The following is a 25031-nucleotide window of genomic DNA, read 5'->3' as shown; positions in this document are numbered from 1 at the left end:
TTATCCTTTAATTCCACTGCTGGTCACGCCCTGTACGAAGTAGCGCTGAGCCAGGAAGAAGATGATGATGGACGGCAGAATAGAGATGCCTGCCATTGCCAGAATTTCGTTCCACGGCGCCCCTTCAGTCACGTCGATGGACATTTTCAGCGCCAGGGCGATGGGATATTTATCCACGCTGTAGACGTAGATCAGCGGCCCGATAAAGTCGTTCATCGACCACATAAACTGGAACAGTGCGACCGAGATAATGGCGGGCTTGAGGATCGGCACCACCACGTACCACAGCACCTGGAAGGAGTTGCAGCCGTCTATCTGCGCTGCTTCTTCCATGTCGCGCGGTACGCCGCGCAGGAACTGAATCAGCATAAAAACAAAGAAGCCCTGGGTGGCGAACGCCATTGGCAGATAGAGCGGCAGGTAGCTGTCCAGCAGGCCCATTTCGCGAAACATCAGGTACTGAGGAATCAACAGCACGGTACTCGGCAGCAGCATGGTGGCGATAAGCGTAGCGAACCAGAACTTCTTCCACGGAATCTCAAAGCGGGCAAAGCCGTATGCCACCACGGTGGAAGAGATAATGGTCAGCAACACCTTGGGGATCACATACTGGAAAGTATTCAGCATATAGTGACCGAAGGTGTATTCGGTACCGGTCTTCCAGCCGTTGGCAAAGCCATCCGTGGTGGGATTTTCCGGAATCAGCCCCAGGGTGGTGAAGATCTCATGGTTCGGCTTAAAGGCCGCCGAGAACATCCATGCCAGCGGATAGAGCATCAGCAGTCCGACCGCGATCAGAATGGTATAGCGGATCCAGGCGTTGATCTTTTCGCGTCTCAGGGTGCGTTTGACTTCCTGTTCCGCCGTGCTGCCCGACACATCATTAATGGGTTGAATATCAGCCATTTTTGCCTCCCTTATCGGCGGAGTAGAAGACCCAGTATTTCGACGACTTAAAGGCTATGGAGGCAAAGACCGCCACCACCAGGAACAGCACCCATGCCAGCGCAGCGCCATAACCCATATCGAAGTATTTGAATGCGGTATCGTAGATATAGAGTGAGAACAGATAGGTGTAGTGGGTCGGGCCGCCGCCGGTAATGATGTAAGGGGCGGTAAACTCCTGGAACGCCTGAGTGGTCTGCATAATGAAGTTGAAGAAGATAACCGGCGTGATCAGCGGTACGGTTACCTTCATAAACATCTGCCATTTCGATGCGCCGTCGATCATAGCGGCTTCGTACTGGGACTGCGGCACGTTCTGCAGCGCGGCCAGGAAGATCACCATCGCCGAACCAAACTGCCAGACGCGCAGCAGGGTGACCGACATCAGCGCCAGAGAGGGTTCGCCCAGCCAGTTCACCGGGTCAAAGCCCAGCACGCCGATAAAGCTGTTAAGCAGGCCATCGATGGCGAACAGGGCACGCCACAGTACGGCAATAGCTACTGAGCTACCCAGAATCGACGGGATATAGTAGGCGGTACGAAAGAAGCCGATGCCCCGCAGCTTGAAGTTAAGGACAAAAGCGATACCCAGCGCAAACGCCAGCTTTAGCGGGATGGTCAGGAAAACGTAGGCGAAGGTGACCCCCATGGACTTCCAGAACAGGTCATCCCCGGTCAGCATATAGCTGTAATTTTCCAGTCCGACGTATTCTGGCGGGTTCATCAGATCGTACTCGGTAAAGCTGAGCGCGAAGGATGAAATGAACGGGAAGGCGGTAAAGATAATCAGCCCGATGACATAGGGTGATATCCAGGCCAGTCCCAGCAGCTTGTTTTCATTCATACATACCTACCTGGCAGTTAAGTTTAAAAACTTTTGTTACAAGAGACGGCGCCCTGTGCCGTTTCGCTTCTGGAAGCGGCCCCATGCGCCGTAGCTGTGGTTCTGTGTTTGTATAGTCTTTTGAAAACAAAGATATTGTTCCTTAATCTGATTCTGTTGTCCGGCACCGCCGTTGTACCATGCCAGGAAAAATGAACTCTCATTCCCAATAAATAAAACGACGTTTTAATTCAGTTTATTGCTATTTGTAACGGCGTCATGCGTGGGATAGTGGAAATGTGATCGATGTCGGAACGCTGTTTCAATAATTTGATGGGGACGTGGTTTTTTCCGCTATCAGCGTTCAAAGGGCAGGGGGGAAATGCTGAACCAGACGGGGAGGAAACGGAAAAACAGGCGCCAGATCTGACCTGGCGCCGGAGGCGTTATTTATCCAGAAAATCTTCGCGCACGGGCGTGAAGGTATCGAGCAGTTTGCCTGCGCTGATGCAGACGCAGCCGTGCATGATGTGTGGCTCCTTATACAGGGTATCGCCGGCGCGGACGCGGTGGGTTTCATCGCCAATAGTGAAATCAAACTCGCCGGACAGCACATAGGTCAGCTGTTCGTGGGGATGATTATGCATCGGCCCCACGGCACCCGCTTCAAAGCTGACCTCTACCGCCATCATTTTGCCGTCGTGCGCCAGAATGCGACGCTGTACGCCATCGCCCAGATCTTCCAGAGTGGTTTGGTCGTAAAAGGTAAACATCGGTGGTCATCCTTATTAGTGAAACAATGTTTCAATTAATTTATGCAAGCGGCTGAAAAAAGCAAGCTCCGCGGGGGGCGAGAGTTCAGAAAGCCGATCGCTGTCGTGTTGGTTTTGCTGTTATATAGAGTATCTGAGATAAGAAGGGGGAAAGCATGAACACGATAGGGCTGCTCGGGGGCATGAGCTGGGAATCCACCATTCCTTACTACCGGCTAATTAATGAGGGCATCCGGGAACGCCTTGGCGGACTGCATTCGGGGCAAATTTTGCTGCACAGCGTCGACTTCCATGAGATAGAAGCCTGCCAGGCTTCGGGTGAATGGGAGCGGGCGGGGGCGATACTGACCGACGCTGCGAATGGTCTACAACAGGCTGGCGCTCAGGGCATTGTGCTGTGTACCAACACCATGCATAAGGTAGCCCCGGCCATTGAGGCGGGCTGTGAACTGCCATTTATCCACATTGCGGATGCTACCGGCGAGGCTATTCGGGGTCGTGGATTAACAAAGGTCGCACTGCTTGGCACTCGCTATACCATGGAACAGGACTTTTACCGTGGGCGGTTGCAGGACAGCTACGCCATTGAAACGCTGATCCCGAACGAACAACAGCGGGCGCTGATCAACCGGGTGATTTTCGACGAGCTATGCATGGGGCAGTTTAGCGAACGTGCAAAGCGTGACTACCAGGCGATTATCGCAGCGCTGGTGGCCCAGGGCGCTCAGGGGGTTATCTTTGGCTGCACCGAGATAGGTATGCTGCTGAACCAGCAGGACTGCCCGGTGCCGGTCTTTGATACCGCGGCGCTGCATGCCGAAGCGGCAGTGAGTTTTATGTTGGGTTGAGGAGGGCGGCTAATGTCGAGCCTGCCCATTTTTATTTGACGAGGTGGGTTGTGCCAGCAGCAAACACTCCCGCCACTACTTCTTGTTATTCAGCATCGACTTTAAATCGGCAAAGGGATTATAGGTTGCCGCCGCAACGTCTTGCTGGGCGTCTTCCCCCGCCACTACGCTGGTGCCGTACTGGTCGGCCTCGGTGTACTTCGAGTGTTCGTGGTCATGGCAGTAAAGGCACAGCAACTCCCAGTTACTGCCATCTTCCGGGTTATTGGTATGGTCGTGATCGATATGGTGAACCGTGAGCTCGCGCAGGTTTGAATAGACAAACTCCCGCGCGCAGCGCCCGCATACCCAGGGATAGATTTTCAGTGCTTTCTCACGATAGCCGCTTTCCAGCCGCGCGTAGTTTTTTGGGATCAGTGCCATTGCCGATATTATACCCGTGATAGAGAGAGAATTTTACGATAGTGCCCTCAATGTACCCATAATGGAACAGAAAGAGAATGGATAAAGGATTGCGTGCGGGCTTTCAGTGTGTCTCTGCGCCTTTAGCGCTGAGAAAACCGCGCCACCCCGCTTGCCAGATGAGCGCAGAAGGCATCGACCAGCGCTGAAGCCGGGCGATGCAGCGGGCGAATCAGGCTGACGGTAAAGGGCACTTCAATGCTGAATGGCCGCACCACCACGCCGCTGGCGGCGTATTCCAGTGCGGTTAGCGGATTCACCACTGACACGCCCACTCCGGCGCGCACCATGGCGCAGACCGACGCGGCGCTGTGGGTTTCCAGTACCATCCGGCGCCGTACCTCGTGTTGCTGAAACAGCGAATCCAGTAGCTGGCGATAGCTGTCGGTGCGCGACAGGCTGATATAGTTTTCGCCGCTGAAATCGCCAGGCGTCAGCTGCGCCTTTGCGGCCAGCGGATGCCCGGCGGGCAGTACGCAAACCTCGTTCAGCGTGAGCAGAGGAATACGCTCGGTACCGGCGGGTGCCGTGGCGGTCTCGGTCAGGCCCAGATCGTGGCGCTGGGCGGAAAGCCACTCCTCCAACAGCGGTGACTCCTGGGGCACAATGCTCAGACTCAGTTCCGGGTAGCGGGCCAGAAAGGGCTGTACCAGTTCCGGCAGCAGCGAATGGGAAAATACCGGCAGGCAGGCAACGGAAAGCTCGCCCTGGCGGAAGTCGCGCAGACTCTCCGCCGTACTGAGAATCCGGTCCAGTCCATACCATGAACGCTGCACCTCTTCGAACAGCCGCAGCCCCTGTACCGTGGGATGCAGGCGCCCTCTGGCCCGGGTAAAGAGCTGAAGCCCCAGCAACGTTTCAAAGCGTGCCAGTTCGCGGCTGACCGTCGGCTGGGAGGTGTGCAGCAGTCGTGCGGCCTCGGTCAGGTTTCCGGCGGTCATGACCGCGTGAAAGATTTCGATCTGGCGCAGGTTGATGGCAGGCATGGTTTCTCTCCGTTAAGACTGTCCATCAGGCTATTTTATTTGCCATTTTGAACCTGGGCAGTGCCCGGAATCCTCACGTACTACGTGTACGCTCCGGTTCCAGCGCGCTGTCCGTGTTGCAACTGTCGGCATCAATAACGCCTGATGGCCGGGTCTTATAAACCATATCATTTTTGCATAGACAGGGCAGAAAACGATATTTTTTATTAGGCTCCGGCTGTGGCGTAATGGAGGAAATGAATTTCCGGAGGTTGTTCCGTGCCACACTCTCTTGACCATACCGACAGCGCGCTTAATGCCGCTACGCTGCTGACGCTGCCTTCCCGCTTCGGCGGCCCGCTCTGGGTTTATGACGCGGATATTATCCGTGGTCAGATAGCCAAACTGCGCCAGTTCGACGTGATTCGCTTTGCCCAGAAGGCCTGCTCCAATACCCATATTCTGCGCCTGATGCGAGAGCAGGGCGTGCGGGTGGATTCGGTTTCCCTGGGGGAGATCGAACGGGCGCTGGCGGCAGGGTATACCCCAGAGGAGATCGTCTTCACCGCCGATCTGATCGATGAACCGACTCTGGCACGGGTCAGCGAGCTGGGTATTGCGGTTAACGCAGGATCGGTGGATATGCTGGAGCAGCTTGGTCAGGTATCTTCCGGCCATCCGGTCTGGCTGCGGGTAAACCCCGGTTTCGGTCACGGCCACAGCCAGAAGACCAACACCGGCGGTGAAAACAGCAAGCACGGTATCTGGCATCAGGATCTTCCACTGGCGCTGGCGGCTATTGAGCGTTACGGCCTGCGGCTGGTAGGGATTCATATGCATATCGGATCCGGAGTGGATTACGGGCATCTGGAGCAGGTGTGCGGTGCCATGGTCGATCTGGTGTTGTCTGTGGGTCAGGATCTGGAAGCCATCTCTGCGGGGGGCGGTCTGTCGATTCCCTATCGCGACGGCGAAGCGTCGGTGGATACCGGGCACTACTACGGGCTGTGGAGCGCGGCCCGGGAGCGGATAGCCGAACGGCTGGGGCACCCGGTCACGCTGGAGATCGAGCCGGGGCGCTTCCTGGTAGCCGAAGCCGGTGTACTGATGACCCAGGTGCGCAGCGTTAAGCAGATGGGCTCGCGCCACTTTGTGCTGGTGGACGCCGGATTTAACGATCTGATGCGTCCGGCGATGTATGGCAGCTACCATGATATTTCGGCGCTGGCGGCGGATGGTCGCGATCTTAGCGCCGCGCCCGCGCAGGAAACCGTGGTGGCAGGGCCGCTGTGTGAATCAGGAGATGTCTTTACCCAGCTGGAAGGGGGCATGGTGGAAACTCGCCTGCTGCCGTCGGTCGCGCCGGGTGACTGGCTGGTGATCCACGATACCGGCGCTTACGGCGCCTCGATGTCATCCAACTACAACAGTCGTCCGCTACTGGCGGAAGTGCTGTTCGACGGCGGTCAGGCGCGCCTTATCCGTCGGCGCCAGACCATTGAAGAGCTACTGGCGCTGGAGAACGTCTGACGCTATTCCGACCGGGGAGGCGCCACCGAGTGGCGCCTGACCAGAGTCGGGTTAAACAGATGCGTTACCACCGGCGGCGTCAGGCCGTCGGCCAGCGCCAGGGCCAGTTCCGCGGCCTGGGTCGCCATAGTCACGACCGGATAGCGCACCGTGGTCAGGCGCGGGCGCACATAGCGCGATACCAGCACGTCATCAAAGCCAATCAGCGACAGTTCCCGCGGTACCTCAATGCCGTTATCGTTCAGCACGCCCATCGCCCCTGCGGCCATAGAATCGTTATAGCAGGCCACGGCGGTCACGCCGCTGGCACGCCCCAGCAGTTCGGTCATGGCCTGTTCGCCGCCGCTTTCGTCCGGCCCGCCAAAGGTGACCAGCCGCTCATCCCGGGGCATACCGTGCTCTTTCAGGGCATCGTAGTAGCCCTGCAGGCGATCGTCGGCATCCGAAATCGGGTGATTCGAGCAGATAAACCCGATGCGTTTATGGCCCATCTGAATCAGGTGACGGGTAGACAGCCAACCGCCGTAACGGTCGTCCAGAGCTACGCAGCGATGCTCAAACCCTGCCAGGCTGCGATTAATAATGACCATCCCCGGGATCTGCTGCATCAGTCCGGCCAGCTCCAAATCGGGAATCATTTTGGCGTGCACCACCAGCGCCGCACAACGGTGGCGGATCAGTTGCTCAATGGCCTGACGCTCTTTCTGTTCATTATGATAACCGTTGCCGATCAGCAAAAAGTTACCCGTGCGCCAGGCGACCTGGTCCAGCGCTTTCGCCATGGCGCCGAAGAAGGGATCCGAAACATCGGAAACCAGTAGCCCGATGGTTTCGGTGGTCTGCTGAGCCAGCGCCCGGGCATTGGCGTTGGGATGGTAGTTCAACTGCGCCATGGCCTCGGCCACGGCCAGGCGTGATGCTTCGCTGGCTTTGGGCGAATGGTTAATCACGCGTGAGACCGTGGCGACGGATACCCCCGCGAGTCGCGCAACATCCTTAATGGTCGCCATAGTTCACCTTTAATTGGGTAAGCGTTTACACAGCTTAGTTTTGCGGAATTTCACTGTTAGTTCAAGAAAATGACTGTTACCCAGTTCAAAAGCTGAATAAAAAAAATGCCAATAGTGAAAAAAGTTTCACAGCGAGTGTGGGTAATCGCCCGACAGGGAAGTGTGTCTGCGCTGCGGTGGGAAGGAACAGGCGTCAGGCCCGCGGCCTCTCCGGCATTCGGGGAATAAACCCGTAGTTTCAACAATTTCAGTTCAAACCTTTGGTTACATTTTGCGAAGGGCTGTTGCGATTCAGTCTTAGGTCGGGAAAAGCCACACTGCTAAAGTTGAGATCCCAGAGGTATTGATAGGTGGTGTCAGCTTTACGCTTGTCACAACAGTTACACCAACCTGCGCGGATGCGCAGGTTTTTTTTTGCTTCGCTCCCCCTCCTTACTCGTATAATCTGCCGTAGCTACACTTAAATAATAACGTTCTCAGCTATAAAGGGATTTCGATGCTATTTCGTCTTTTTCGTAACCTCTGTCGGATTCTGTTTCGCGTGCAGATCCATGGGGATGTAGGAGCGCTCAGTCAGCAGCGAGTGCTGATTACGCCCAATCATGTCTCCTTCCTGGATGGCGTTCTGCTGGCGCTGTTTCTGCCCGTTCGTCCCGTTTTTGCCGTTTACTCTTCGATTAGCGATCGCTGGTTTATGCGGGCGCTGAAGTCGCTTATCGACTTTGTCCCCCTGGATCCCACTAAACCGATGTCCATCAAACATCTGGTGCGTCTGGTGGAACAGGGGAGACCGGTGGTGATCTTCCCGGAAGGACGCATTAGCGTCACGGGCTCGCTGATGAAGATCTACGACGGCGCCGGTTTTGTGGCGGCTAAATCGCGCGCCACCGTGGTGCCGATGCGCATCGAAGGGGCCGAACTCACCTTTTTCAGCCGTCTGAAAGGGCGGGTACGCCAGCGCCTGTTCCCGCGTATTACCCTGCATATTTTACCGCCAACCGGCATCCCGATGCCGGAAGCGCCCCGAGCCAGAGATCGGCGCCGTATCGCAGGTGAAATGCTACATCAGGTGATGATGGAAGCGCAGATGGCGGTACGCCCGCGTGAAACGCTGTTCGAGGCGCTGCTGAGAGCAAAGTCACGCTATGGCTCACGTAAAAATTGCATTGAAGATATTAACTTCACGCCGGACAGCTATCGCGGTCTGTTAACCAAGACGCTGTTTGTCGGGCGGATTCTGGACAAATACAGCCGCCAGGGGGAAACTATCGGCCTGATGCTGCCAAATGCGGCCATCAGCGCGGCGGTTATTTTTGGCGCTGTCTCCCGTGGGCGGGTTCCGGCCATGATGAACTACACAGCCGGGGTGAAGGGGTTGACCAGCGCCATCAGCGCGGCGCAGATCTCCACGGTATTCACATCCCGCCAGTTCCTGGAAAAGGGCAAGCTCTGGCATTTGCCGGAGCAGATAACCCACGTGCGCTGGGTCTTTCTGGAAGATCTGAAGGCAGAGATTACCCTGGCCGATAAGCTCTGGATCTTTGGGCATCTGCTGGCGCCGCGCCTGGCTCAGGTGAAGCAGGAGCCGGAAGATGCCGCCATCGTGCTGTTCACTTCGGGCTCAGAGGGCAATCCCAAAGGGGTGGTGCACAGCCATAAGAGCCTGCTCTCCAACGTGGAGCAGATTCGCGCTGTGGCTGACTTCACCGCCGACGATCGCTTTATGTCGGCGCTGCCGCTGTTCCACTCTTTCGGCCTGACGGTGGGGCTGTTCACGCCGCTGCTGACCGGGGCGGAGGTCTTCCTTTATCCCAGTCCGCTCCACTATCGCGTGGTGCCGGAACTCACCTATGACCGTAACTGTACGGTGCTGTTCGGGACCTCTACTTTCCTTGGCCACTATGCCCGCTTCGCGAACCCCTATGATTTCTACCGGGTGCGCTATGTGGTGGCCGGTGCTGAAAAACTCCAGGAGAGCACCCGCCAGATCTATCAGGATAAATTCGGCCTGCGCATTCTTGAAGGCTATGGCGTGACTGAATGCGCGCCGGTGGTGTCGATCAACGTTCCCATGGCGGCGAAGCCGGGGACCGTAGGAAGGCTGCTGCCAGGCATGGATGCCCGACTGCTGGCGGTTCCCGGCATTGAACACGGGGGGCGCCTGCATCTTAAGGGGCCGAATATTATGAAAGGCTACCTGCGGGTGGAAAACCCCGGCGTGCTGGAAGCGCCCGCGGCAGAGAATGCGCAGGGCGAGCTGGAACACGGCTGGTATGACACCGGCGATATTGTCGCTATTGATGAACAGGGCTACTGCGCCATTCAGGGGCGTGCGAAGCGCTTTGCCAAGATTGCAGGCGAGATGGTGTCGCTGGAGATGGTGGAGCAGCTGGCGCTGACGGTATCACCGGATAAACAGCACGCCACGGTTGTTAAGAGTGATGCCAGCAAAGGCGAGGCGCTGGTGCTCTTCACGACAGATGGTGAGCTTAAGCGCGAAAACCTGCAGCGCCATGCTCGCGAAAGCGGCGTACCGGAACTGGCAGTGCCACGCGATATTCGCTTTATGAAGCAGTTGCCGGTGCTGGGCAGCGGTAAGCCTGACTTCGTGACGCTAAAAGAGATGGTTGAACAACCGGAGATCGCCAATGACTGAGTCCGGATCCGCCAGTACCTCTATCTGGTCCCGGGGCATGATGGCGGTGATTGCCGCCCAGTTCCTCTCGGCCTTTGGCGATAATGCGCTACTGTTCGCTACCCTGGCGGTGCTGAAGGCGTTCCACTATCCGGAGTGGAGCCAACCGGTGCTGCAGATGGTGTTTGTGGGCGCTTACATTGTGTTTGCTCCCTTCGTAGGCCAGGTAGCGGATAGCTTCGCTAAGGGGCGGGTGATGATGGTGGCGAACGCCCTCAAACTGCTGGGTGCCGGGATGATCTGCTTTGGCATGAATCCCTTTGTTGGCTATACCCTGGTGGGGATTGGCGCGGCCGCATACTCACCGGCCAAGTACGGCATTCTGGGGGAACTGACCACTGGCGACAGGTTAGTAAAGGCTAACGGACTGATGGAGGCCTCGACCATAGCGGCTATCCTGCTGGGTTCGGTGGCGGGCGGCGTACTGGCGGACTGGCATCTGACGGCGGCGCTGGTGGTTTGCGCAGTGGTCTATGCCGGTGCCGTGGTGGCTAACCTGATGATTCCGCGTCTGCCTGCGGCGCGTCCGGGTCACTCCTGGCGCCCGCGGGAAATGGCTCGCGGCTTTGCTAACGCCTGCGTTACGCTGTGGCGCGATGGCGAAACCCGCTTTTCCCTGCTTGGCACCAGCCTGTTCTGGGGCGCGGGCGTCACCCTGCGCTTTCTGCTGGTACTCTGGGTGCCAGTGGCGCTGGGGATTACCGATAACGCCACGCCGACTTACCTGAATGCTATGGTGGCTGTCGGCATCGTTGTGGGAGCGGGTGCTGCGGCGCGTCTGGTGACCCTGGAAACCGTGGCGCGCTGTATGCCTGCCGGGGTGTTGATCGGCGTAGTGGTGGCGGCCTTCGCGCTTCAGCATCAGCTGCTGCCCGCTTATGGGCTACTGGTGCTGATCGGTATTCTGGGCGGTTTCTTCGTGGTACCGCTGAACGCGCTGTTGCAGGAGCGCGGCAAACGTAGCGTCGGCGCCGGTAACGCTATTGCGGTACAGAACCTGGGCGAGAATGCGGCGATGCTGCTGATGCTGGGGCTCTATTCGCTGGCGGTGAAGGCCGGGGCGCCAGTCGTTGCTATTGGCGTGGGTTTCGGGACGCTGTTTGCGCTGGCGATTGCCGGATTGTGGATCTGGAAGCGGTTGCGTTAAGTGGGTATTGGCATTAAAAGGGGCGCAGAGAGCGCCCCTTTTCGTTTTTATGGGGCCGGATAGGTCCAGTTGCGGTGTACCGCCTCCAGCTCTTCCCGCACTTCGTCACTCAGTTCCAGGTGCTGGCTGTCGATGTTGCTCTTAAGCTGTTCCATGGTGGTGGCGCCCAGCAGGGTACTGGCGACAAACGGCTGCTGACGCACGAAGGCCAGCGCCATCTGGGCCGGATCCAGTCCGTGTCGGCCGGCAATCTCGACATAGGCGGCCACGGCCTGATTCGCCGGTTCGCCGCTATAGCGCGTAAAGCGGCTGAACAGCGTATTACGCGCGCCGGCAGGGCGGGCGCCGTTCAGGTATTTTCCAGTCAGGGTACCGAAGGCCAGGCAGGAATAGGCCAGTAGCTCAATGCCTTCGTGTTGGGCTATCTCGGACAGACCCACTTCGAAGCTGCGGTTCAGCAGGCTGTAGGGATTCTGGATGGCGACAATACGCGGCAGCTCGTGTTTTTCCGCCAGTTGCAGATAGCGCATCACGCCCCAGGCGGTTTCGTTGGAGACGCCGATATAGCGAATCTTACCGGCCCGCTGGCAGTCGGCCAGCGCTTCCAGGGTCTCCAGCAGGGTCACCGGCGGCGTGCTATCGCTCCACTCATAGCCGAGTTTGCCAAAGCAGTTAGTGGCGCGCTGTGGCCAGTGCACCTGATAGAGATCGAGATAGTCGGTCTGTAGCCGTTTCAGGCTGGCGTCCAGCGCTTCGCGAATGTTTTTGCGGTCCAGAATCTGGTTAGGGCGGATGCTATTGTCGCTGTTACGGGCAGGGCCGCTGACTTTGGAAGCGATAACCAGCTTTTCACGATTACCGCGCTTATGCAGCCAGTTGCCCACATAAGTTTCGGTGAGTCCCTGAGTTTCGGGACGTGGCGGTACGGGATACATCTCCGCGACGTCGATCAGGTTGATCCCCTGAGCGACGGCATAGTCGAGCTGCTCGTGAGCGTCGGCTTCACTATTCTGCTCGCCGAAGGTCATGGTGCCAAGACCCAGTCGGCTTATCTCCAGCGAGCTGTGAGGGATTCGGTGATAGTGCATTGCCGGTTTCCTTTTCTCTTTCTTGTGATGACATTGTTGCGATAAGTTGTGTCGTAACGCGTCGGCGCACGTACTGTAACCATGACAGAGCCAGCGTAAAAGGGAAAGAGGAAAGCGGGGAAGACGTTATAAAAAAAGCCAGCGTGGCTGGCCTTTTATCGCTTAACGTTCAATGATTTGCGAAACATCATCGCGGTTAATCTGCATTTCATTGCCCTGATTATCGCGATAGCTGACCAGCCCCGTATCATCGTCGACCTGCGGCTTGCCTTCGGTCAGAATCATCCGACCATCTTTGGTCGCCATGACGTAATCACTGCTACAGCCGGAAACAGCAAATACCATGCCGACGGCGGAAATTGCTACAGCCCATTTTTTCATTCTATTCTTCCTCAGCGAATTCTGTATGTGCCTATATTTTAGTAATAACCTGGCGAGATAAATTAAAAAAGAGGGCAAGTCTTAAAAACGGAGTATTATTGTAAGAAAGTTCCCTGGAAGTGGGGTAAAACGCAACAAAAGCTGCGTTTCACCCGCTAATTCACAGTTGATTCTTCTTGTTGCGTAGCAGATTCAGACATTCCACCGCAATCGAGAAGAACATGGCGAAATAGATGTAGCCTTTGGGAATTTCGACATCAAAGCTTTCCAGAATCAGGGTAAAGCCCACCAGAATCAGGAAAGAGAGCGCCAGCATCTTCACCGACGGGTGCCTGTCGACAAACTCGCCGATGGGGCGCGCAGCGAACATCATCATACCCACAGCGATCACTACGGCGGCCATCATAATAAACAGATGATCGGAAAGACCAACCGCGGTAATGACGGAATCAAGACTGAAGATAATATCCAGCAGCATAATCTGGATAATCGCCCCCCAGAATGAGTGGACGTTGGTTTTCATCTCTTCTCCGCCGCCTTCTATCGATTCATGTACCTCCATACTGGCCTTCCAGATCAGAAACAGCCCCCCCATCAGCAGGATCAGATCCCGCGCCGAGATGGCTTCGCCAAACAGGGTAAACAGCGTCTGGGTAAGATGGCTGAGCCAGGCAATGGAGGCCAACAGCGCCAAACGCATTACCATGGCGCCCAGCAACCCCAAACGGCGGGCTTTATTCTGCTGATGTTTTGGAAGCTTCGCGACGACCAGAGAAAGGAAGATGATATTGTCGATCCCCAGAACGATTTCCAGCAGCGTCAGCGTACCGAGCGCCAGCCAGGCATTGGGATCCGTAATCCATGCAAATAACATTAACTATCCTGTCAAAAAAGAGAGAACAATAGCTTATCAGGCTATTTTATCTGTCGGCCTTGCGGCGTTCCTGATAAGCGCAAACCCTAATTATAAGCGCGCCTGTACTTGCTTTTACAACAAGAAGTGGCGCGCCAACAGCGCGGCGGTAAAAGGTTTCTTGAGATAAAAGCCACGCGGTCGGGTCAAAATGGTCTCACCATTAGCGCCGATGGCGTCGGTCAGCGCCTGGCCGTTTGCGGCTTTGGGACGAAGCTGCAGTACCTCTCCGTGGCGCGCGGTAATACGCTCGACCTGGCCCAGCACAATCATATCCATCAGCTCTTCCCAATCGCGGCGCAGCTGCATCTCTTCCTCTTCTGAAGGGCTCCACAGCAGCGGCGATCCTACCCGGCGCTCGGCCAGCGGAATGGTGCGCTCTCCTTCCACCGGCACCCAAAGCACGCGCTTTAGCTTGTGGCGCACGTGGCAGGTTTCCCAGACCACGCCGCTGTTGCCGGTGAGTGGGGCGACGCAGACAAAGGTGGTTTCCAACGGCCGTCCCTGCCTGTCGATAGGGATCGTTTTTAGCTCCACACCAATAGCGGCGAAGTCCTGCTCTGGCTTGCTGCCGGCGCTGGCGCCCAGCCACATCTCGAGCAGAATGCCGATCCAGCCTTTATCGCGGCGCAGATCCTTCGGCACCGGCAGGCCCGCCATGGCCCCCAGCTCCCCAAGACTGCAACCGGCGAGTAACCGGGCCTGTTCCAGCAACTGTGCTTCATTTTCCGGGGGGCTAACAGGCAGGTGTAGTGATTCCATAAATGGCTCAATGCGGGTGGTGAAAAAATAGACGCACTTTCAGGTGCTTGTGGAAAGAGTTTACTCCTTTGTGGCTTTAAAAACCAATATGATGATTTATATAGGTTTTTACCATTTTTTCGGCAGCGGATTTGCCAGGCGAGACGGGTTTTTCAATAATGGTCACCGACAATGAACAGGATCTTACACCGGGTTATCCACAGAAAAATGGGATAACTGGGCAAATCCGCCACTACTGTTTCGATTTACAGCCTTGACGGCAGGCGAAAAAGGAATTTTCAGGCGATTTGTGTCTAACTTATTGACACAATCTGTGGATAAAAACGGCGCTGCTCGATCTTTCATCACTCTGGGAGCCATGAGTGTGACGATCGTCACTAAATCTGTCATTCAGACATGTCTTGTTGTTTTAATTTCATGATATATAATCATTTATTATTCAGTGCGCTTTGCGCAACTTAAGTGGCAGGATAAGTTTTCCCGTGTTAATTAGCCAGTTCTACACAGTGATATCCACAGAAAAAGTGAATAAAACCGCTCTGAATCGCCCCTGCCTGTTTATAACCTTGATCTTATCTGTGAGTTATTCAATTGTTATACCTGTCGCGTCCCTGACATAGAGTGGTTTACCGCCTTTCGGGAGTATGAAACAATCGCAGCATTCAGGTTTATTTTGGGGTAGTCCAGTGATCGACGACGATGGCTACCGCCCGAATGTGGGTATCGTGATCTGTAACCGGCAGGGGCAGGTAATGTGGGCCAGACGTTTTGGCCAGCACTCCTGGCAGTTTCCCCAGGGGGGAATTAACCCTGGCGAGTCCGCGGAACAGGCGATGTATCGGGAACTGTTCGAAGAGGTGGGGCTGCAACGTAAAGACGTGCGGCTGCTTGCCTCTACCCGTAACTGGTTACGTTACAAGTTACCGAAACGTTTGGTGCGTTGGGATACAAAGCCGGTTTGTATCGGCCAGAAGCAAAAATGGTTTCTTCTGCAACTGATTAGCAATGACAGCGACATCAATATGCAAACCAGCAGCACGCCGGAGTTCGATGGCTGGCGGTGGGTAAGCTATTGGTATCCGGTGCGCCAGGTGGTCTCATTCAAGCGCGATGTCTATCGCCGCGTGATGAAAGAGTTCTCGGGCGTTGTAATGCCCTTACAGGATGCGGCGCCGCAGCGTAACGCTTCCTCTGGATGGCGAAGAAAAAGAGGTTAAGCCACTCCCCGTATGCTCACTCAGTTACGAGAGATTGTCGAAAAGGTTGCCAGCGCCCCGCGCCTGAACGAGGCGCTGGAAATACTGGTGAATGACATCTGCCAGGCTATGAATACCGAGGTCTGCTCGGTTTACCTCGCCGATCGCGATCGCCACTGCTTTTACCTGATGGCAACGCGCGGGCTGAAAAAGCCGCGCGGCCGGATAGTCACCCTGGCCTTTGATGAAGGCATTGTGGGGCTGGTGGGCAGGCTGGCGGAACCCATAAACCTGGCCGATGCCCCAAAGCACCCGAGCTTTAAATATGTGCCAGGTGTTAAGGAGGAGCGTTTCCGCGCCTTCCTTGGGGTGCCGATTATTCAGCGCCGCCAGTTACTGGGGGTGCTGGTGGTGCAGCAGCGCGAGCTGCGCCAGTTCAACGAGACCGAGGAGTCCTTCCTGGTCACGCTGGCCACGCAGATGGCCGCCATTCTTTCCCAGTCCCAGCTTACCTCTTTATTTGGCCAGTACCGCCAGGCGCGGATTCGTGCACTGCCCGCGGCTCCCGGCGTGGCGGTCGCAGAAGGGTGGATGGACACCACGCTGCCGCTGATTGAACAGGTTTCGGCGGCCTCTACGCTGGATATCGCCCGGGAGCGGGAACGCCTGGGTGAAGCGCTGGAAGAGGCGGGGGCCGAATTCCGCCGCTACAGCAAACGCTTCAGCGGCGGGGCCCAGAAAGAGACGGCGGCGATCTTCGATCTCTACTCGCACCTGCTTTCCGATCCACGTCTGCGTCGCGAACTGTATGAAGAGGTGGATAAAGGCTCGGTGGCTGAATGGGCGGTTAAAACAGTCATTGAAAAGTTCGTCGAGCAGTTCTCCGCCCTGAGCGAAGGTTACCTGAAGGAGCGCGCGGGCGATCTGCGTACCCTGGGCCAGCGGCTACTATTCTTCCTGGACGATACTATTCAGGGGCCCAACACCTGGCCTGAACGCTTTGTGCTGGTAGCGGACGAGCTTTCGGCCACCACCCTGGCGGAGCTACCCCAGGATCGTCTGGCCGGCGTAGTGGTGCGCGACGGGGCATCGAACTCCCACGCCGCTATTATGGTACGCGCCCTGGGGATCCCCACGGTGATGGGCGCTGATATCCAGCCAACTTTCCTGCACGAACGCATGCTGATCGTCGACGGCTATCGCGGTGAAGTGCTGGTGGATCCAGAACCGGTACTGATTGCCGAATACCAGCGTCTGATAAGCGAAGAGAACGAACTGAGCCGTCGGGCGGAAGATGGCGTAGAGCAGCCAGCCTGTCTTGCCAGCGGCGAACGGGTGCATGTCATGCTTAACGCCGGGCTTAGCCCTGAACATGAACAGAAGCTTGGCGCCTGGATTGATGGTATTGGCCTGTACCGCACCGAAATCCCCTTTATGTTGCAGAGCGGCTTTCCTTCGGAAGAGGAGCAGGTAGCCCAGTATCAGGGCATGTTGCAGATGTTCCACGATAAGCCGGTGACGCTGCGAACCCTGGATGTCGGGGCGGATAAACAGCTGCCCTATATGCCCATCAGCGAAGAGAACCCTTGCCTGGGATGGCGCGGTATTCGTATTACCCTGGATCAGCCAGAGATCTTCCTGATCCAGGTGCGTGCCATGCTACGTGCCAATGCCGCCACCGCCAACCTCAGCATCCTGCTGCCGATGGTCTCCAGCCTGGACGAGATCGACGAGGCGCGCAGGCTTATCGATCGCGCTGGTCGGGAGGTGGAAGAGACGCTGGGCTATGCACTGCCGGCGCTGCGTATTGGAGTGATGATCGAGGTCCCCTCAATGCTCTATCTGCTGCCGCAGCTGGTGGGGCGCGTCGATTTTATCTCGGTCGGGACTAACGATCTGACCCAGTATCTGCTGGCGGTGGACAGGAACAACACCCGGGTGGCTTCGCTGTATGACAGCCTGCATCCGGCAATGTTGCGCGCCATGGCCCAGATAGCCCGGGAAGCGCTAGCGGTTGGTATCGAGCCCGGGGTGTGTGGAGAAATGGCAGGCGATCCGATGTGTGTGGCGCTGCTGGTCGGCATGGGTTACCGCTCGCTGTCGATGAATGGGCGTTCCGTCGCCAGGGTGAAATACCTGCTGAAACGTATCGATCTGGAAGAGGCGCAGAATCTGGTGCAGCGCAGTCTGGAGGCCCAGTTAACGACAGAGGTGCGCCATCAGGTGGCGTCTTTTATGGAGCGACGCGGTCTGGGCGGTCTGATTCGCGGCGGACGCTGATTCCATTACGTTTCTTTTACATCTTCATGACCGCACCGCCCGCGGCCTTTGTGGTATGATTCGCGGCTTTGGGAGCGCGCCTGAACGGCGCGCGGCTAATTTTCCCGCCCCTTCCACACCGGCGGGACAACAATGCTTTGTGGTGACCGATGAATAGTGGCTATCTGCGTTTCCCCGACTTCGATCCGGTAATTTTCTCCGTGGGACCGGTTTCGCTCCACTGGTATGGTCTGATGTACCTGGTGGGTTTTGTTTTCGCTATGTGGCTTGCGGTTCGCCGCGCCAAACGTCCGAACAGCGGTTGGACCCAGAACGAGGTTGAAAACCTGCTGTATGCCGGCTTTGTCGGCGTGTTCCTCGGCGGCCGCATCGGCTATGTGTTGTTTTATAACCTGCCGCTGTTCCTTGAGGATCCGCTCTATCTGTTCCGGGTATGGGATGGCGGGATGTCGTTCCACGGTGGCCTGATTGGCGTCATCTGCGTGATGCTTATCTTCGCCCATCGCACCAAACGCACCTTTTTCCAGGTCTCTGATTTTATTGCGCCGCTGATCCCCTTCGGTCTGGGCGCCGGTCGCCTTGGTAACTTCATTAACGGTGAACTCTGGGGCCGCGTCGATCCCAACTTCCGCTTCGCCATGCTGTTTCCCGGCTCGCGTTCAGAAGATATCGGCCTGCTGGCGAGCCATCCGGAATGGCAGCAGCTGTTTAATACCTATGGCGTACTGCCGCGCCACGCTTCCCAGCTCTACGAAATGGCGCTGGAAGGGATTGTGCTGTTCATCATCCTGAACCTGTTTATTCGCAAACCGCGCCCCACCGGCTCCGTTTCCGGGCTGTTCCTGATCGGCTACGGTGCGTTCCGCATTATTGTGGAATTTTTCCGCCAGCCGGACGCGCAGTTCACCGGCGCCTGGGTGCAGTACATCAGCATGGGGCAGATTCTCTCTATCCCGATGATCGTGGCCGGTATTGCGATGATGGTCTGGGCGTATCGCCGCCCGCAGAAGCAGATTTCGTGAGGATGTATGAAACAGTATCTTGATTTAATGAAAAAAGTGCTGGAAGAGGGCACGCCGAAGGACGATCGAACCGGTACGGGAACGCTCTCTATCTTTGGTCACCAGATGCGCTTTGATCTCCAGCAAGGGTTTCCGCTGGTGACCACCAAGCGCTGTCACCTGCGCTCTATCATCCACGAACTGCTCTGGTTCCTGAATGGCGACACCAACGTTGGCTATCTGCGTGACAACAAGGTCACTATCTGGGACGAATGGGCCGATGAAAACGGCGACCTGGGGCCGGTATACGGCAAGCAGTGGCGCGCCTGGGGAGCGCCGAACGGCCAGACCATCGACCAGATCTCCCGGGTTATGGAACAGCTGAAAAGCGATCCTGATTCTCGGCGTATCATCGTTTCCGCCTGGAACGTGGGGGAGCTGGACCAGATGGCGCTGGCGCCGTGTCACGCCTTCTTCCAGTTCTATGTGGCGGACGGGCGTCTCTCCTGCCAGCTCTACCAGCGCTCCTGCGATATTTTCCTGGGACTGCCGTTTAATATCGCCAGCTATGCGCTGCTGGTGCATATGATGGCGCAGCAGTGCGACCTGGAAGTGGGCGACTTCGTCTGGACCGGCGGCGACACCCATCTGTACAGCAATCATCTGGAGCAGACCCGCCTGCAGCTGACCCGCGAACCGCGGCCGCTGCCGAAACTGGTCATCAAACGTAAGCCTGATTCGCTGTTTGACTACCGTTTCGAGGACTTCGAGATCGAAGGTTACGATCCCCATCCTGCCATTAAGGCGCCTGTCGCCATCTGATTTTCGGATAGAAAGCCAGTCGCAATAACGCCAGCCGGTGATTCCCCCGGCTGGCGTTTTTTTATGGGCACATTTTGCGAGTCAGCTTCGTAGATGGCTGCAAGCTGGTGTATCTGCGCATCTTTGTTCCGGGCTGTCTCGCAGCGTCACATTCCCGCACTGGCGCTTTTCTCCGCCGTTGGCAGACTGGCGCTATGAACAGAAAGTCAATGGGATTTACGCTGCCTGAACTGTTGGTGGTCATTGCGCTGACCCTGGTGCTGAGCGGTATGGCTACGTATAGCGGGTATAGCTGGCAGCAGCGTCAGCGTCTGTGGCATAGCGCTCAGTTGCTGAGGGCCTGGCTACAACTGGTGCGTGACGATGCCGGTGCCTTTAACCGTGAGCGAAAGCTACAGGTGCTGCGTAACGGCGAGCGCTGGTGTCTGGTCAGCGAACCGACGCTGCATTGCGGGGGAGGGCGGTTTAGCTTTTCGGTACCCTGGGAGGATGTCCGGCTGACCTCGATAACCGGTGAACCGGGTTTTTTTGGCCTGCGTAATACCGCCCGGCCGGGGCACCTGACCCTGGAAAATGGAGCGGGGAGCTGGCAGGTGGTGGTATCGGTATGGGGGCGCATCAGGCTGTGCAGGCCAGAGGAGGATAAATGTCGGTGATGCCACGAGGTTTTACCTTACCGGAGCTTCTGATCGCCATGGCGCTGGCCAGCCTGATTGGGTTGGGCGTGGCCCGGGTGTTGCCCGGGCTCTACCTGGCGACGCTGAATGAAGTGCAGCGCCAGTGGCAGCAGGAGGATCTCTGGCGGCTGGCGTTTACCCTGGGCAAGGCTATCCAGCGGGCGGGATACTGTCAGCGTCAGTGCTCGGGGCCTGGGTTATGGCTGGCAGAGCAGGGGCGTTGTCTGCGGGTACAGTGGCAGGGTAGCGACGTTCAGGGATTCCGCCTGCGGAATGATTCCCTGGAAACCTTGAGTGGCGCTGCCGACTGCGCCGGAAGTCACTGGGAAAAAATGACGGAACCCGGCCGACTGAAGATTGTAGATTTTCAGGTACGCCGGGTGGTGCGCTCTGAGCTGGCGCCGCTGTGGGTGGTGGAAATTACCGGCCAGGCTGCCGGTCCAGGGGAGCCGTTTGTCGCCCGCTATGCCGTCAGCGGGTTTAACCTGTGAACCGGAGGCGGCGCCAGCGTGGTTCGGCGCTGCTTATGGTGCTGATGACCCTGGCGTTAGGCACGTTGCTGCTGCGGGGGCTGGGGTTACATCATCGGCTGCGCCAGCCCATTCTGGCGCTGGAAATTCAGCGCATTCAGATGAGCAGCAGGGCGCATTCGGCGCTGGCATGGGGAATGCGGCAAACCTGGGCGCCGACCCCCACGTGGCAGTGCCGGGAGGCACCGGACCAGGGGAGGGCTTGCCTGCGTACCACTGCCAGCGATGAAGTCGTTCTGATGGGCCTGGATAGTACAGAAACGATGCGCTACTGGCAGTGGGGCACGATAACGGCGGAGCGGATACGGGCGCAGCCCCGGGGCTGGAGCGACTTCTGTCCGCTGGCAGATGGGGGGTGTGAGCTGCCATGACGCGAAGAAATTCCGGCTTTAGTCTGGTGGAAACGCTGGTGGCGCTGGTGCTGTTTAGCCTGGCGTTAAGTGGTCTGCTGGGCTGGCAGCGCTCGCTGATGCTGGGTCTGCGCGAGCAGCACCAGATGCTGCTACGCTGGCGCGAAGCTGAACGCCTGCTCGAGGTTCAGGCGCCAGCATCCACCGTTCCTGGCGTTATAAGAGGCGAGACAATAAAAGAGGGATGTGTCAGCATCTGGGTTATGATTAGCGGCGCTACGGGCGGCAATACGCGGCTTTCACGCCTTCACTGCCCGGGTTTTAATACCGGTTCTGCCCTGAATTCCCCCTCTCCCCTTAGGGGAGAGGGGTGAGGGACATTTTGAAGTTGTGCAGGAGTCTTTATGCTACGGGTCTACCACTCTAACCGGCTGGATGTGCTGGAAGAGATCATGGAGTTTATTGTGGAGCGCCAGCCGCTGGCGGATCCCTTTGAGTCCGAGGTGGTACTGGTGCAGAGCGTCGGTATGGCCCAGTGGCTGCAAATGACTCTTGCCGAACGCTTTGGTATTGCCGCCAATATCAACTTTCCGCTGCCTTCCAGCTTTATCTGGCAGATGTTTGTGCAGGTGCTGCCCGGCATTCCTGAGGAGAGCGCCTTCAGTAAAAGCGCCATGAGCTGGAAGCTGATGAGCCTGCTGCCATCACTGCTTGAGCAGCCGGAATTTGAAGCTCTGCGCCACTATCTGGCTGAGGATAATGACCGCCGTAAGCTGTTCCAGTTGGCAAGCCGGGTGGCGGATCTGTTTGACCAGTATCTGGTCTATCGCCCGGAGTGGTTGCTGACCTGGGAGCGCGGCGAACAGGTGGAAGGACTGAGCGCCGTTCAGGGGTGGCAGGCGCCGCTGTGGCGCGGGCTGGTAGAACTGACCGCGAAACTGGGTCAGGCGCCCTGGCATCGCGCTAATCTCTATCGCCGCTTTATCCGCACCCTTGAAGAGAGTGACAACTGCCCGCCGGGGTTGCCGTCGCGTATCTTCATCTGTGGCATCTCGGCGCTGCCGCCGGTTTACCTCCAGGCGCTACAGGCGCTGGGGCGCCATATCGACGTCCATCTGCTGTTTACTAACCCCTGTCGCTATTACTGGGGCGATATTAAAGATCCCGCCTTCCTGGCCCGACAGTTGAGCCGTCGCCGCCGGGTTCACGGCAGCCAGCAGAGTCTGCCGCTGTTTCGCGACACGGACCAGGCGGCAGGGCTGTTTAACGAGGATGGCGAACAGATGCTGCCTAACCCGCTGCTCGCCTCCTGGGGCAAGCTGGGGCGTGACTACAGCTTCCTGTTATCGGATCTGGAACAGACGGCGGAGATAGACGCCTTTGCCGACGTGCCGCCAGATACGCTGCTGCACCGGCTACAGGCCGATATGCTGACTCTGGAAAATCACGAGGTCGTGGGGCTGAATGAACAGGAATACGCGCGCAGCGATAATAAACGGCTGCTCGATTCTCAGGATCGCAGCGTTACGGTCCATCTTTGCCATAGCGCCCAGCGGGAAGTCGAGGTGCTGCACGATCGCCTGCTGGCCATGATGGAAGCCGATCCTGCCCTGACGCCCCGCGACATTATCGTGATGGTGGCGGATATCGACAGCTACAGTCCCTTTATCCAGGCGGTATTTGGCAGTGCCAGCGAAGAACGACGGCTGCCTTTCGCCATCTCTGACCGACGGGCCAGAGAGGCACACCCGGCTATTCAGGCCTTCCTGGCATTACTGGCTCTGCCGGATAGTCGCTTTACCTCTGAGGATGTGCTCTCACTGCTGGAGGTGCCCGCGCTGGCTGCCCGCTTTGCTATTGATGAAGAGGGGTTGCGCTACCTGCGCCAGTGGGTCAGCGAATCCGGCGTGCGCTGGGGGATGGACGACGATAACGTCCGGGAATTTGAGCTGCCGGCCACCGGACAGCACACCTGGCGTTTCGGACTCACGCGCATGCTGCTGGGCTATGCCATGTCGAGTAGCGCCGGTGAGTGGCAGTCGCTGCTGCCCTATGATGAATCCAGCGGGCTGATTGCCGGTCTGGTCGGGCACCTGGCGGATCTGCTGGCTCAACTAAGCGAATGGCGCAATCAGCTGGCACAACCCCGGGCGTTGAACGAATGGCTACCGGTCTGCCGGGAAATGCTGAACGCTTTTTTCCAGGCGGATGCCGAGACGGAAGCGGCGCTGGCGCTGATCGAACAGCAGTGGCAGGGGGTGATTAGCCAGGGGATAGAGGCCGACTACCAGGATAGCGTGCCCCTGACGCTGTTGCGCGACGAACTGGCGCGGCGGCTCGATCAGGAGCGTATCAGTCAGCGCTTCCTGGCAGGACCGGTTAACTTCTGTACCCTGATGCCAATGCGCTCCATCCCTTTTAAAGTTGTCTGCTTGCTGGGTATGAACGATGGCGTTTATCCCCGCACGCTTTCACCCCTGGGTTTCGATCTGATGAGCGAAAAACCAGTGCGTGGCGATCGCAGCCGCCGTGACGACGACCGTTATTTGTTTCTGGAAGCGCTACTCTCTGCCCAGCAGCAGCTTTATATCAGCTACATTGGCCGCTCGGTGCAGGATAACAGCGAGCGTTTCCCTTCGGTGCTGGTGGATGAGCTGGTGAACTACATTTCTCACAGTCACTATCTGCCGGGGGATGAAATCTGTAACAGTGACGAAAGCGCTCGTCGGGTGAAAGCGCATATCTGCTGGCAACATCCGCGCACGCCCTTTGATGCCCAAAGCTATCTGCCGGGGGATGAACGTCAGAGTTATGCCCGGGAATGGTTGCCTGCGGCCAGCGAGCGGGGTGAAGCGCACGCCGATTTTATCCAGCCGATTGCCGAACAGCCGCTGACCGCACTTTCCTTCGAACAGCTCCAGCGTTTCTGGCGCCATCCGGTACGGGCTTTCTTTCAGATGCGTCTGAGAGTCAGTTTCGCCGTCGAGGAGACCGAGCTGCCAGATGCTGAACCCTTTACCCTGGATGCCCTGGAGCGTTTTCGGGTTAATCAGCAATTGCTGAATACCCTTGTGCGTCAGGAAGATCCCCAGCGCCTCTACCGCCGTTATCGGGCCGCGGGTGAGCTACCTTACGGCGCCTTTGGCGATATATGGTGGGAAAACCAGTTGGAGGAGATGCAACCGCTGGCACAGCGGGTGGTGGAAGAGCGTCAGCCGGGAGAGAGCCAGGAGATTGATTTGATGCTTGGCGACGTGCATCTGACCGGCTGGCTGCCGGACACTCAGCCGGACGGCCTGCTGCGCTGGCGGCCTTCCCAGCTTCAGGTAGGGCACGGTATGCAGCTCTGGCTGGAGCATCTGGTGTGGTGCTCCAGCTCTGGCTGCGGGGAAAGTCGTCTGTACGGTCGTAATGATAGCCAGTGGCGCTTCCCGGCGCTGGAGCCAGAACAGGCCCGCGAGCTATTGCGTGAACTGGTGGCGGGTTATCAGCAGGGGCTGTCGCAGCCGCTTATTCTGCTGCCTGCCAGCGGCGGTGCCTGGCTGAAAGCCTGTTACGATTCGCATCAGGATATTATTCTGTGGGATGAAGAAACGCAGCGCAAGGCGCGCACCAAACTGCAGCAGGCCTGGGAAGGGAACCAGGTTGTGCAGGGAGAAGGTCAGGATATCTGGCTACAGCGGCTGTGGCGCACGCTGGATAATGCGTACTATGATGCGATAATCGGTGAAGCGCAGCGCTGGCTGCTACCGCTATTTCGCTATCATCGCGATGCGTGATTGTATAAAAATTGCTCACCATGGCGAGTTGCTTTATGATGCGCTCGCCGTAAG

The 25031-nt window shown here is 57.5% G+C and carries 23 protein-coding genes and 1 pseudogene; 13 read left to right on the top strand and 11 right to left on the bottom strand.

From position 1 onward, the window contains the following. The 3 genes from FEM41_RS00560 to FEM41_RS00550 form a co-directional block, all read right to left on the bottom strand. Complete coding sequence (locus tag FEM41_RS00560) at positions 1-906, bottom strand: carbohydrate ABC transporter permease (protein ID WP_138093280.1); 906 nt, start codon at positions 904-906, stop codon at positions 1-3. Continuing rightward, positions 899-1789: a carbohydrate ABC transporter permease gene (locus FEM41_RS00555; RefSeq protein WP_138093277.1), complete on the bottom strand. Its 891-nt coding sequence runs from the start codon at positions 1787-1789 to the stop codon at positions 899-901. Before FEM41_RS00555 ends, FEM41_RS00560 begins: the two co-directional genes overlap by 8 nt. A 425-nt stretch (positions 1790-2214) precedes the next feature. Continuing rightward, positions 2215-2541: a cupin domain-containing protein gene (locus tag FEM41_RS00550; protein ID WP_138093274.1), complete on the bottom strand. Its 327-nt coding sequence runs from the start codon at positions 2539-2541 to the stop codon at positions 2215-2217. A gap of 155 nt (positions 2542-2696) precedes the next feature. Here FEM41_RS00550 and FEM41_RS00545 point away from each other — a divergent pair, with 155 nt between their 5' ends. After that, on the top strand, positions 2697-3389 hold the full coding sequence (locus FEM41_RS00545) for an amino acid racemase (protein ID WP_138093271.1): 693 nt from the start codon (positions 2697-2699) through the stop codon (positions 3387-3389). A gap of 75 nt (positions 3390-3464) precedes the next feature. Here the strand turns inward: FEM41_RS00545 and yajD are convergent, their stop codons facing one another. Both yajD and FEM41_RS00535 read right to left on the bottom strand, forming a co-directional pair. Next, positions 3465-3812 carry an HNH nuclease YajD gene (yajD, locus tag FEM41_RS00540; protein ID WP_138093268.1) on the bottom strand — a complete coding sequence of 116 codons (348 nt, stop codon included), beginning with the start codon at positions 3810-3812 and terminating at the stop codon, positions 3465-3467. 122 nt (positions 3813-3934) lie between these two features. Beyond that, complete coding sequence (locus tag FEM41_RS00535; protein WP_138093265.1) at positions 3935-4837, bottom strand: LysR family transcriptional regulator; 903 nt, start codon at positions 4835-4837, stop codon at positions 3935-3937. A 258-nt stretch (positions 4838-5095) separates the two neighbouring features. Between FEM41_RS00535 and lysA the strand changes: the two genes are divergently transcribed. Continuing rightward, positions 5096-6346: a diaminopimelate decarboxylase gene (gene lysA / locus FEM41_RS00530; protein ID WP_138093262.1), complete on the top strand. Its 1251-nt coding sequence runs from the start codon at positions 5096-5098 to the stop codon at positions 6344-6346. Positions 6347-6348: 2 nt separating this feature from the next. On the opposite strand, the gene galR is transcribed toward lysA, so the two are convergent. Continuing rightward, entirely contained in the window at positions 6349-7356 is a 1008-nt protein-coding gene (gene galR, locus FEM41_RS00525; RefSeq protein ID WP_138093259.1) for an HTH-type transcriptional regulator GalR, read from the bottom strand. 496 nt (positions 7357-7852) lie between these two features. Between galR and aas the strand changes: the two genes are divergently transcribed. Both aas and lplT read left to right on the top strand, forming a co-directional pair. Further along, on the top strand, positions 7853-10012 hold the full coding sequence (gene aas / locus FEM41_RS00520; protein WP_138093256.1) for a bifunctional acyl-ACP--phospholipid O-acyltransferase/long-chain-fatty-acid--ACP ligase: 2160 nt from the start codon (positions 7853-7855) through the stop codon (positions 10010-10012). After that, complete coding sequence (gene lplT / locus FEM41_RS00515) at positions 10005-11198, top strand: lysophospholipid transporter LplT (RefSeq protein WP_138093253.1); 1194 nt, start codon at positions 10005-10007, stop codon at positions 11196-11198. The genes aas and lplT overlap by 8 nt, the downstream gene beginning before the upstream one ends. Positions 11199-11245: 47 nt before the next feature. Here the strand turns inward: lplT and FEM41_RS00510 are convergent, their stop codons facing one another. The 5 genes and pseudogenes from FEM41_RS00510 to FEM41_RS25115 all read right to left on the bottom strand — a co-directional run. Continuing rightward, entirely contained in the window at positions 11246-12286 is a 1041-nt protein-coding gene (locus FEM41_RS00510; RefSeq protein WP_138093250.1) for an NADP(H)-dependent aldo-keto reductase, read from the bottom strand. 162 nt (positions 12287-12448) lie between these two features. Next, on the bottom strand, positions 12449-12667 hold the full coding sequence (locus FEM41_RS00505; protein WP_138093247.1) for a YgdI/YgdR family lipoprotein: 219 nt from the start codon (positions 12665-12667) through the stop codon (positions 12449-12451). A gap of 160 nt (positions 12668-12827) precedes the next feature. Further along, positions 12828-13541 (bottom strand): TerC family protein, encoded by a 714-nt coding sequence (locus FEM41_RS00500; RefSeq protein WP_138093244.1) that lies wholly within the window; start codon positions 13539-13541, stop codon positions 12828-12830. Between the two features lie 114 nt (positions 13542-13655). Next, entirely contained in the window at positions 13656-14342 is a 687-nt protein-coding gene (gene mutH, locus FEM41_RS00495; RefSeq protein ID WP_138093241.1) for a DNA mismatch repair endonuclease MutH, read from the bottom strand. Between the two features lie 161 nt (positions 14343-14503). Beyond that, a pseudogene (locus tag FEM41_RS25115) lies at positions 14504-14587 on the bottom strand (hypothetical protein); the annotation flags it as partial. 441 nt (positions 14588-15028) lie between these two features. Here FEM41_RS25115 and rppH point away from each other — a divergent pair. From rppH to recC, 9 genes are all read left to right on the top strand, one after another. Beyond that, the gene (gene rppH, locus FEM41_RS00490) at positions 15029-15559 is read left to right on the top strand and encodes an RNA pyrophosphohydrolase (protein WP_138093238.1); all 531 of its coding nucleotides are present in this window, start codon (positions 15029-15031) and stop codon (positions 15557-15559) included. Between the two features lie 12 nt (positions 15560-15571). Continuing rightward, complete coding sequence (gene ptsP, locus FEM41_RS00485) at positions 15572-17818, top strand: phosphoenolpyruvate--protein phosphotransferase (RefSeq protein ID WP_138093235.1); 2247 nt, start codon at positions 15572-15574, stop codon at positions 17816-17818. A 149-nt stretch (positions 17819-17967) separates the two neighbouring features. Continuing rightward, on the top strand, positions 17968-18840 hold the full coding sequence (gene lgt / locus FEM41_RS00480) for a prolipoprotein diacylglyceryl transferase (protein WP_138093232.1): 873 nt from the start codon (positions 17968-17970) through the stop codon (positions 18838-18840). A 6-nt stretch (positions 18841-18846) separates the two neighbouring features. Next, entirely contained in the window at positions 18847-19641 is a 795-nt protein-coding gene (gene thyA, locus FEM41_RS00475) for a thymidylate synthase (protein ID WP_138093229.1), read from the top strand. A 194-nt stretch (positions 19642-19835) separates the two neighbouring features. Next, positions 19836-20297: a prepilin-type N-terminal cleavage/methylation domain-containing protein gene (locus FEM41_RS00470; RefSeq protein ID WP_138093226.1), complete on the top strand. Its 462-nt coding sequence runs from the start codon at positions 19836-19838 to the stop codon at positions 20295-20297. After that, positions 20288-20809, top strand: a complete 522-nt coding sequence (locus FEM41_RS00465; RefSeq protein ID WP_138093223.1) for a prepilin peptidase-dependent protein — start codon at positions 20288-20290, stop codon at positions 20807-20809. The genes FEM41_RS00470 and FEM41_RS00465 overlap by 10 nt, the downstream gene beginning before the upstream one ends. After that, entirely contained in the window at positions 20806-21219 is a 414-nt protein-coding gene (locus tag FEM41_RS00460; RefSeq protein ID WP_138093219.1) for a DUF2509 family protein, read from the top strand. The genes FEM41_RS00465 and FEM41_RS00460 overlap by 4 nt, the downstream gene beginning before the upstream one ends. Next, positions 21216-21572: a prepilin-type N-terminal cleavage/methylation domain-containing protein gene (locus FEM41_RS00455; protein ID WP_138093216.1), complete on the top strand. Its 357-nt coding sequence runs from the start codon at positions 21216-21218 to the stop codon at positions 21570-21572. Before FEM41_RS00460 ends, FEM41_RS00455 begins: the two co-directional genes overlap by 4 nt. A gap of 30 nt (positions 21573-21602) precedes the next feature. Next, positions 21603-24977, top strand: coding sequence for an exodeoxyribonuclease V subunit gamma (gene recC / locus FEM41_RS00450; RefSeq protein ID WP_138093213.1), 3375 nt, complete (start codon positions 21603-21605; stop codon positions 24975-24977). Positions 24978-25031 lie beyond the last annotated feature (54 nt).

Origin of the sequence: Jejubacter calystegiae, assembly GCF_005671395.1 — a bacterium.
Lineage (GTDB): Bacteria > Pseudomonadota > Gammaproteobacteria > Enterobacterales > Enterobacteriaceae > Jejubacter > Jejubacter calystegiae.
The sequence above is the reverse complement of the archived record's forward strand: the minus strand, read 5'-3'. Positions and strand labels throughout refer to the sequence as shown.

What these genes read in the sequence shown, in the direction of transcription:
- FEM41_RS00505 (WP_138093247.1), bottom strand. Translation starts at nt 12,667, where the DNA reads ATGAAAAAATGGGCTGTAGCAATTTCCGCCGTCGGCATGGTATTTGCT.
- lplT (WP_138093253.1), top strand. Translation starts at nt 10,005, where the DNA reads ATGACTGAGTCCGGATCCGCCAGTACCTCTATCTGGTCCCGGGGCATG.
- FEM41_RS00555 (WP_138093277.1), bottom strand. Translation starts at nt 1,789, where the DNA reads ATGAATGAAAACAAGCTGCTGGGACTGGCCTGGATATCACCCTATGTC.
- recC (WP_138093213.1), top strand. Translation starts at nt 21,603, where the DNA reads ATGCTACGGGTCTACCACTCTAACCGGCTGGATGTGCTGGAAGAGATC.
- FEM41_RS00455 (WP_138093216.1), top strand. Translation starts at nt 21,216, where the DNA reads ATGACGCGAAGAAATTCCGGCTTTAGTCTGGTGGAAACGCTGGTGGCG.
- galR (WP_138093259.1), bottom strand. Translation starts at nt 7,356, where the DNA reads ATGGCGACCATTAAGGATGTTGCGCGACTCGCGGGGGTATCCGTCGCC.
- FEM41_RS00500 (WP_138093244.1), bottom strand. Translation starts at nt 13,541, where the DNA reads ATGTTATTTGCATGGATTACGGATCCCAATGCCTGGCTGGCGCTCGGT.
- ptsP (WP_138093235.1), top strand. Translation starts at nt 15,572, where the DNA reads ATGCTCACTCAGTTACGAGAGATTGTCGAAAAGGTTGCCAGCGCCCCG.
- yajD (WP_138093268.1), bottom strand. Translation starts at nt 3,812, where the DNA reads ATGGCACTGATCCCAAAAAACTACGCGCGGCTGGAAAGCGGCTATCGT.
- lgt (WP_138093232.1), top strand. Translation starts at nt 17,968, where the DNA reads ATGAATAGTGGCTATCTGCGTTTCCCCGACTTCGATCCGGTAATTTTC.
- FEM41_RS00510 (WP_138093250.1), bottom strand. Translation starts at nt 12,286, where the DNA reads ATGCACTATCACCGAATCCCTCACAGCTCGCTGGAGATAAGCCGACTG.
- thyA (WP_138093229.1), top strand. Translation starts at nt 18,847, where the DNA reads ATGAAACAGTATCTTGATTTAATGAAAAAAGTGCTGGAAGAGGGCACG.
- FEM41_RS00545 (WP_138093271.1), top strand. Translation starts at nt 2,697, where the DNA reads ATGAACACGATAGGGCTGCTCGGGGGCATGAGCTGGGAATCCACCATT.
- mutH (WP_138093241.1), bottom strand. Translation starts at nt 14,342, where the DNA reads ATGGAATCACTACACCTGCCTGTTAGCCCCCCGGAAAATGAAGCACAG.
- FEM41_RS00550 (WP_138093274.1), bottom strand. Translation starts at nt 2,541, where the DNA reads ATGTTTACCTTTTACGACCAAACCACTCTGGAAGATCTGGGCGATGGC.
- aas (WP_138093256.1), top strand. Translation starts at nt 7,853, where the DNA reads ATGCTATTTCGTCTTTTTCGTAACCTCTGTCGGATTCTGTTTCGCGTG.
- FEM41_RS00560 (WP_138093280.1), bottom strand. Translation starts at nt 906, where the DNA reads ATGGCTGATATTCAACCCATTAATGATGTGTCGGGCAGCACGGCGGAA.
- FEM41_RS00470 (WP_138093226.1), top strand. Translation starts at nt 19,836, where the DNA reads ATGAACAGAAAGTCAATGGGATTTACGCTGCCTGAACTGTTGGTGGTC.
- FEM41_RS00535 (WP_138093265.1), bottom strand. Translation starts at nt 4,837, where the DNA reads ATGCCTGCCATCAACCTGCGCCAGATCGAAATCTTTCACGCGGTCATG.
- FEM41_RS00465 (WP_138093223.1), top strand. Translation starts at nt 20,288, where the DNA reads ATGTCGGTGATGCCACGAGGTTTTACCTTACCGGAGCTTCTGATCGCC.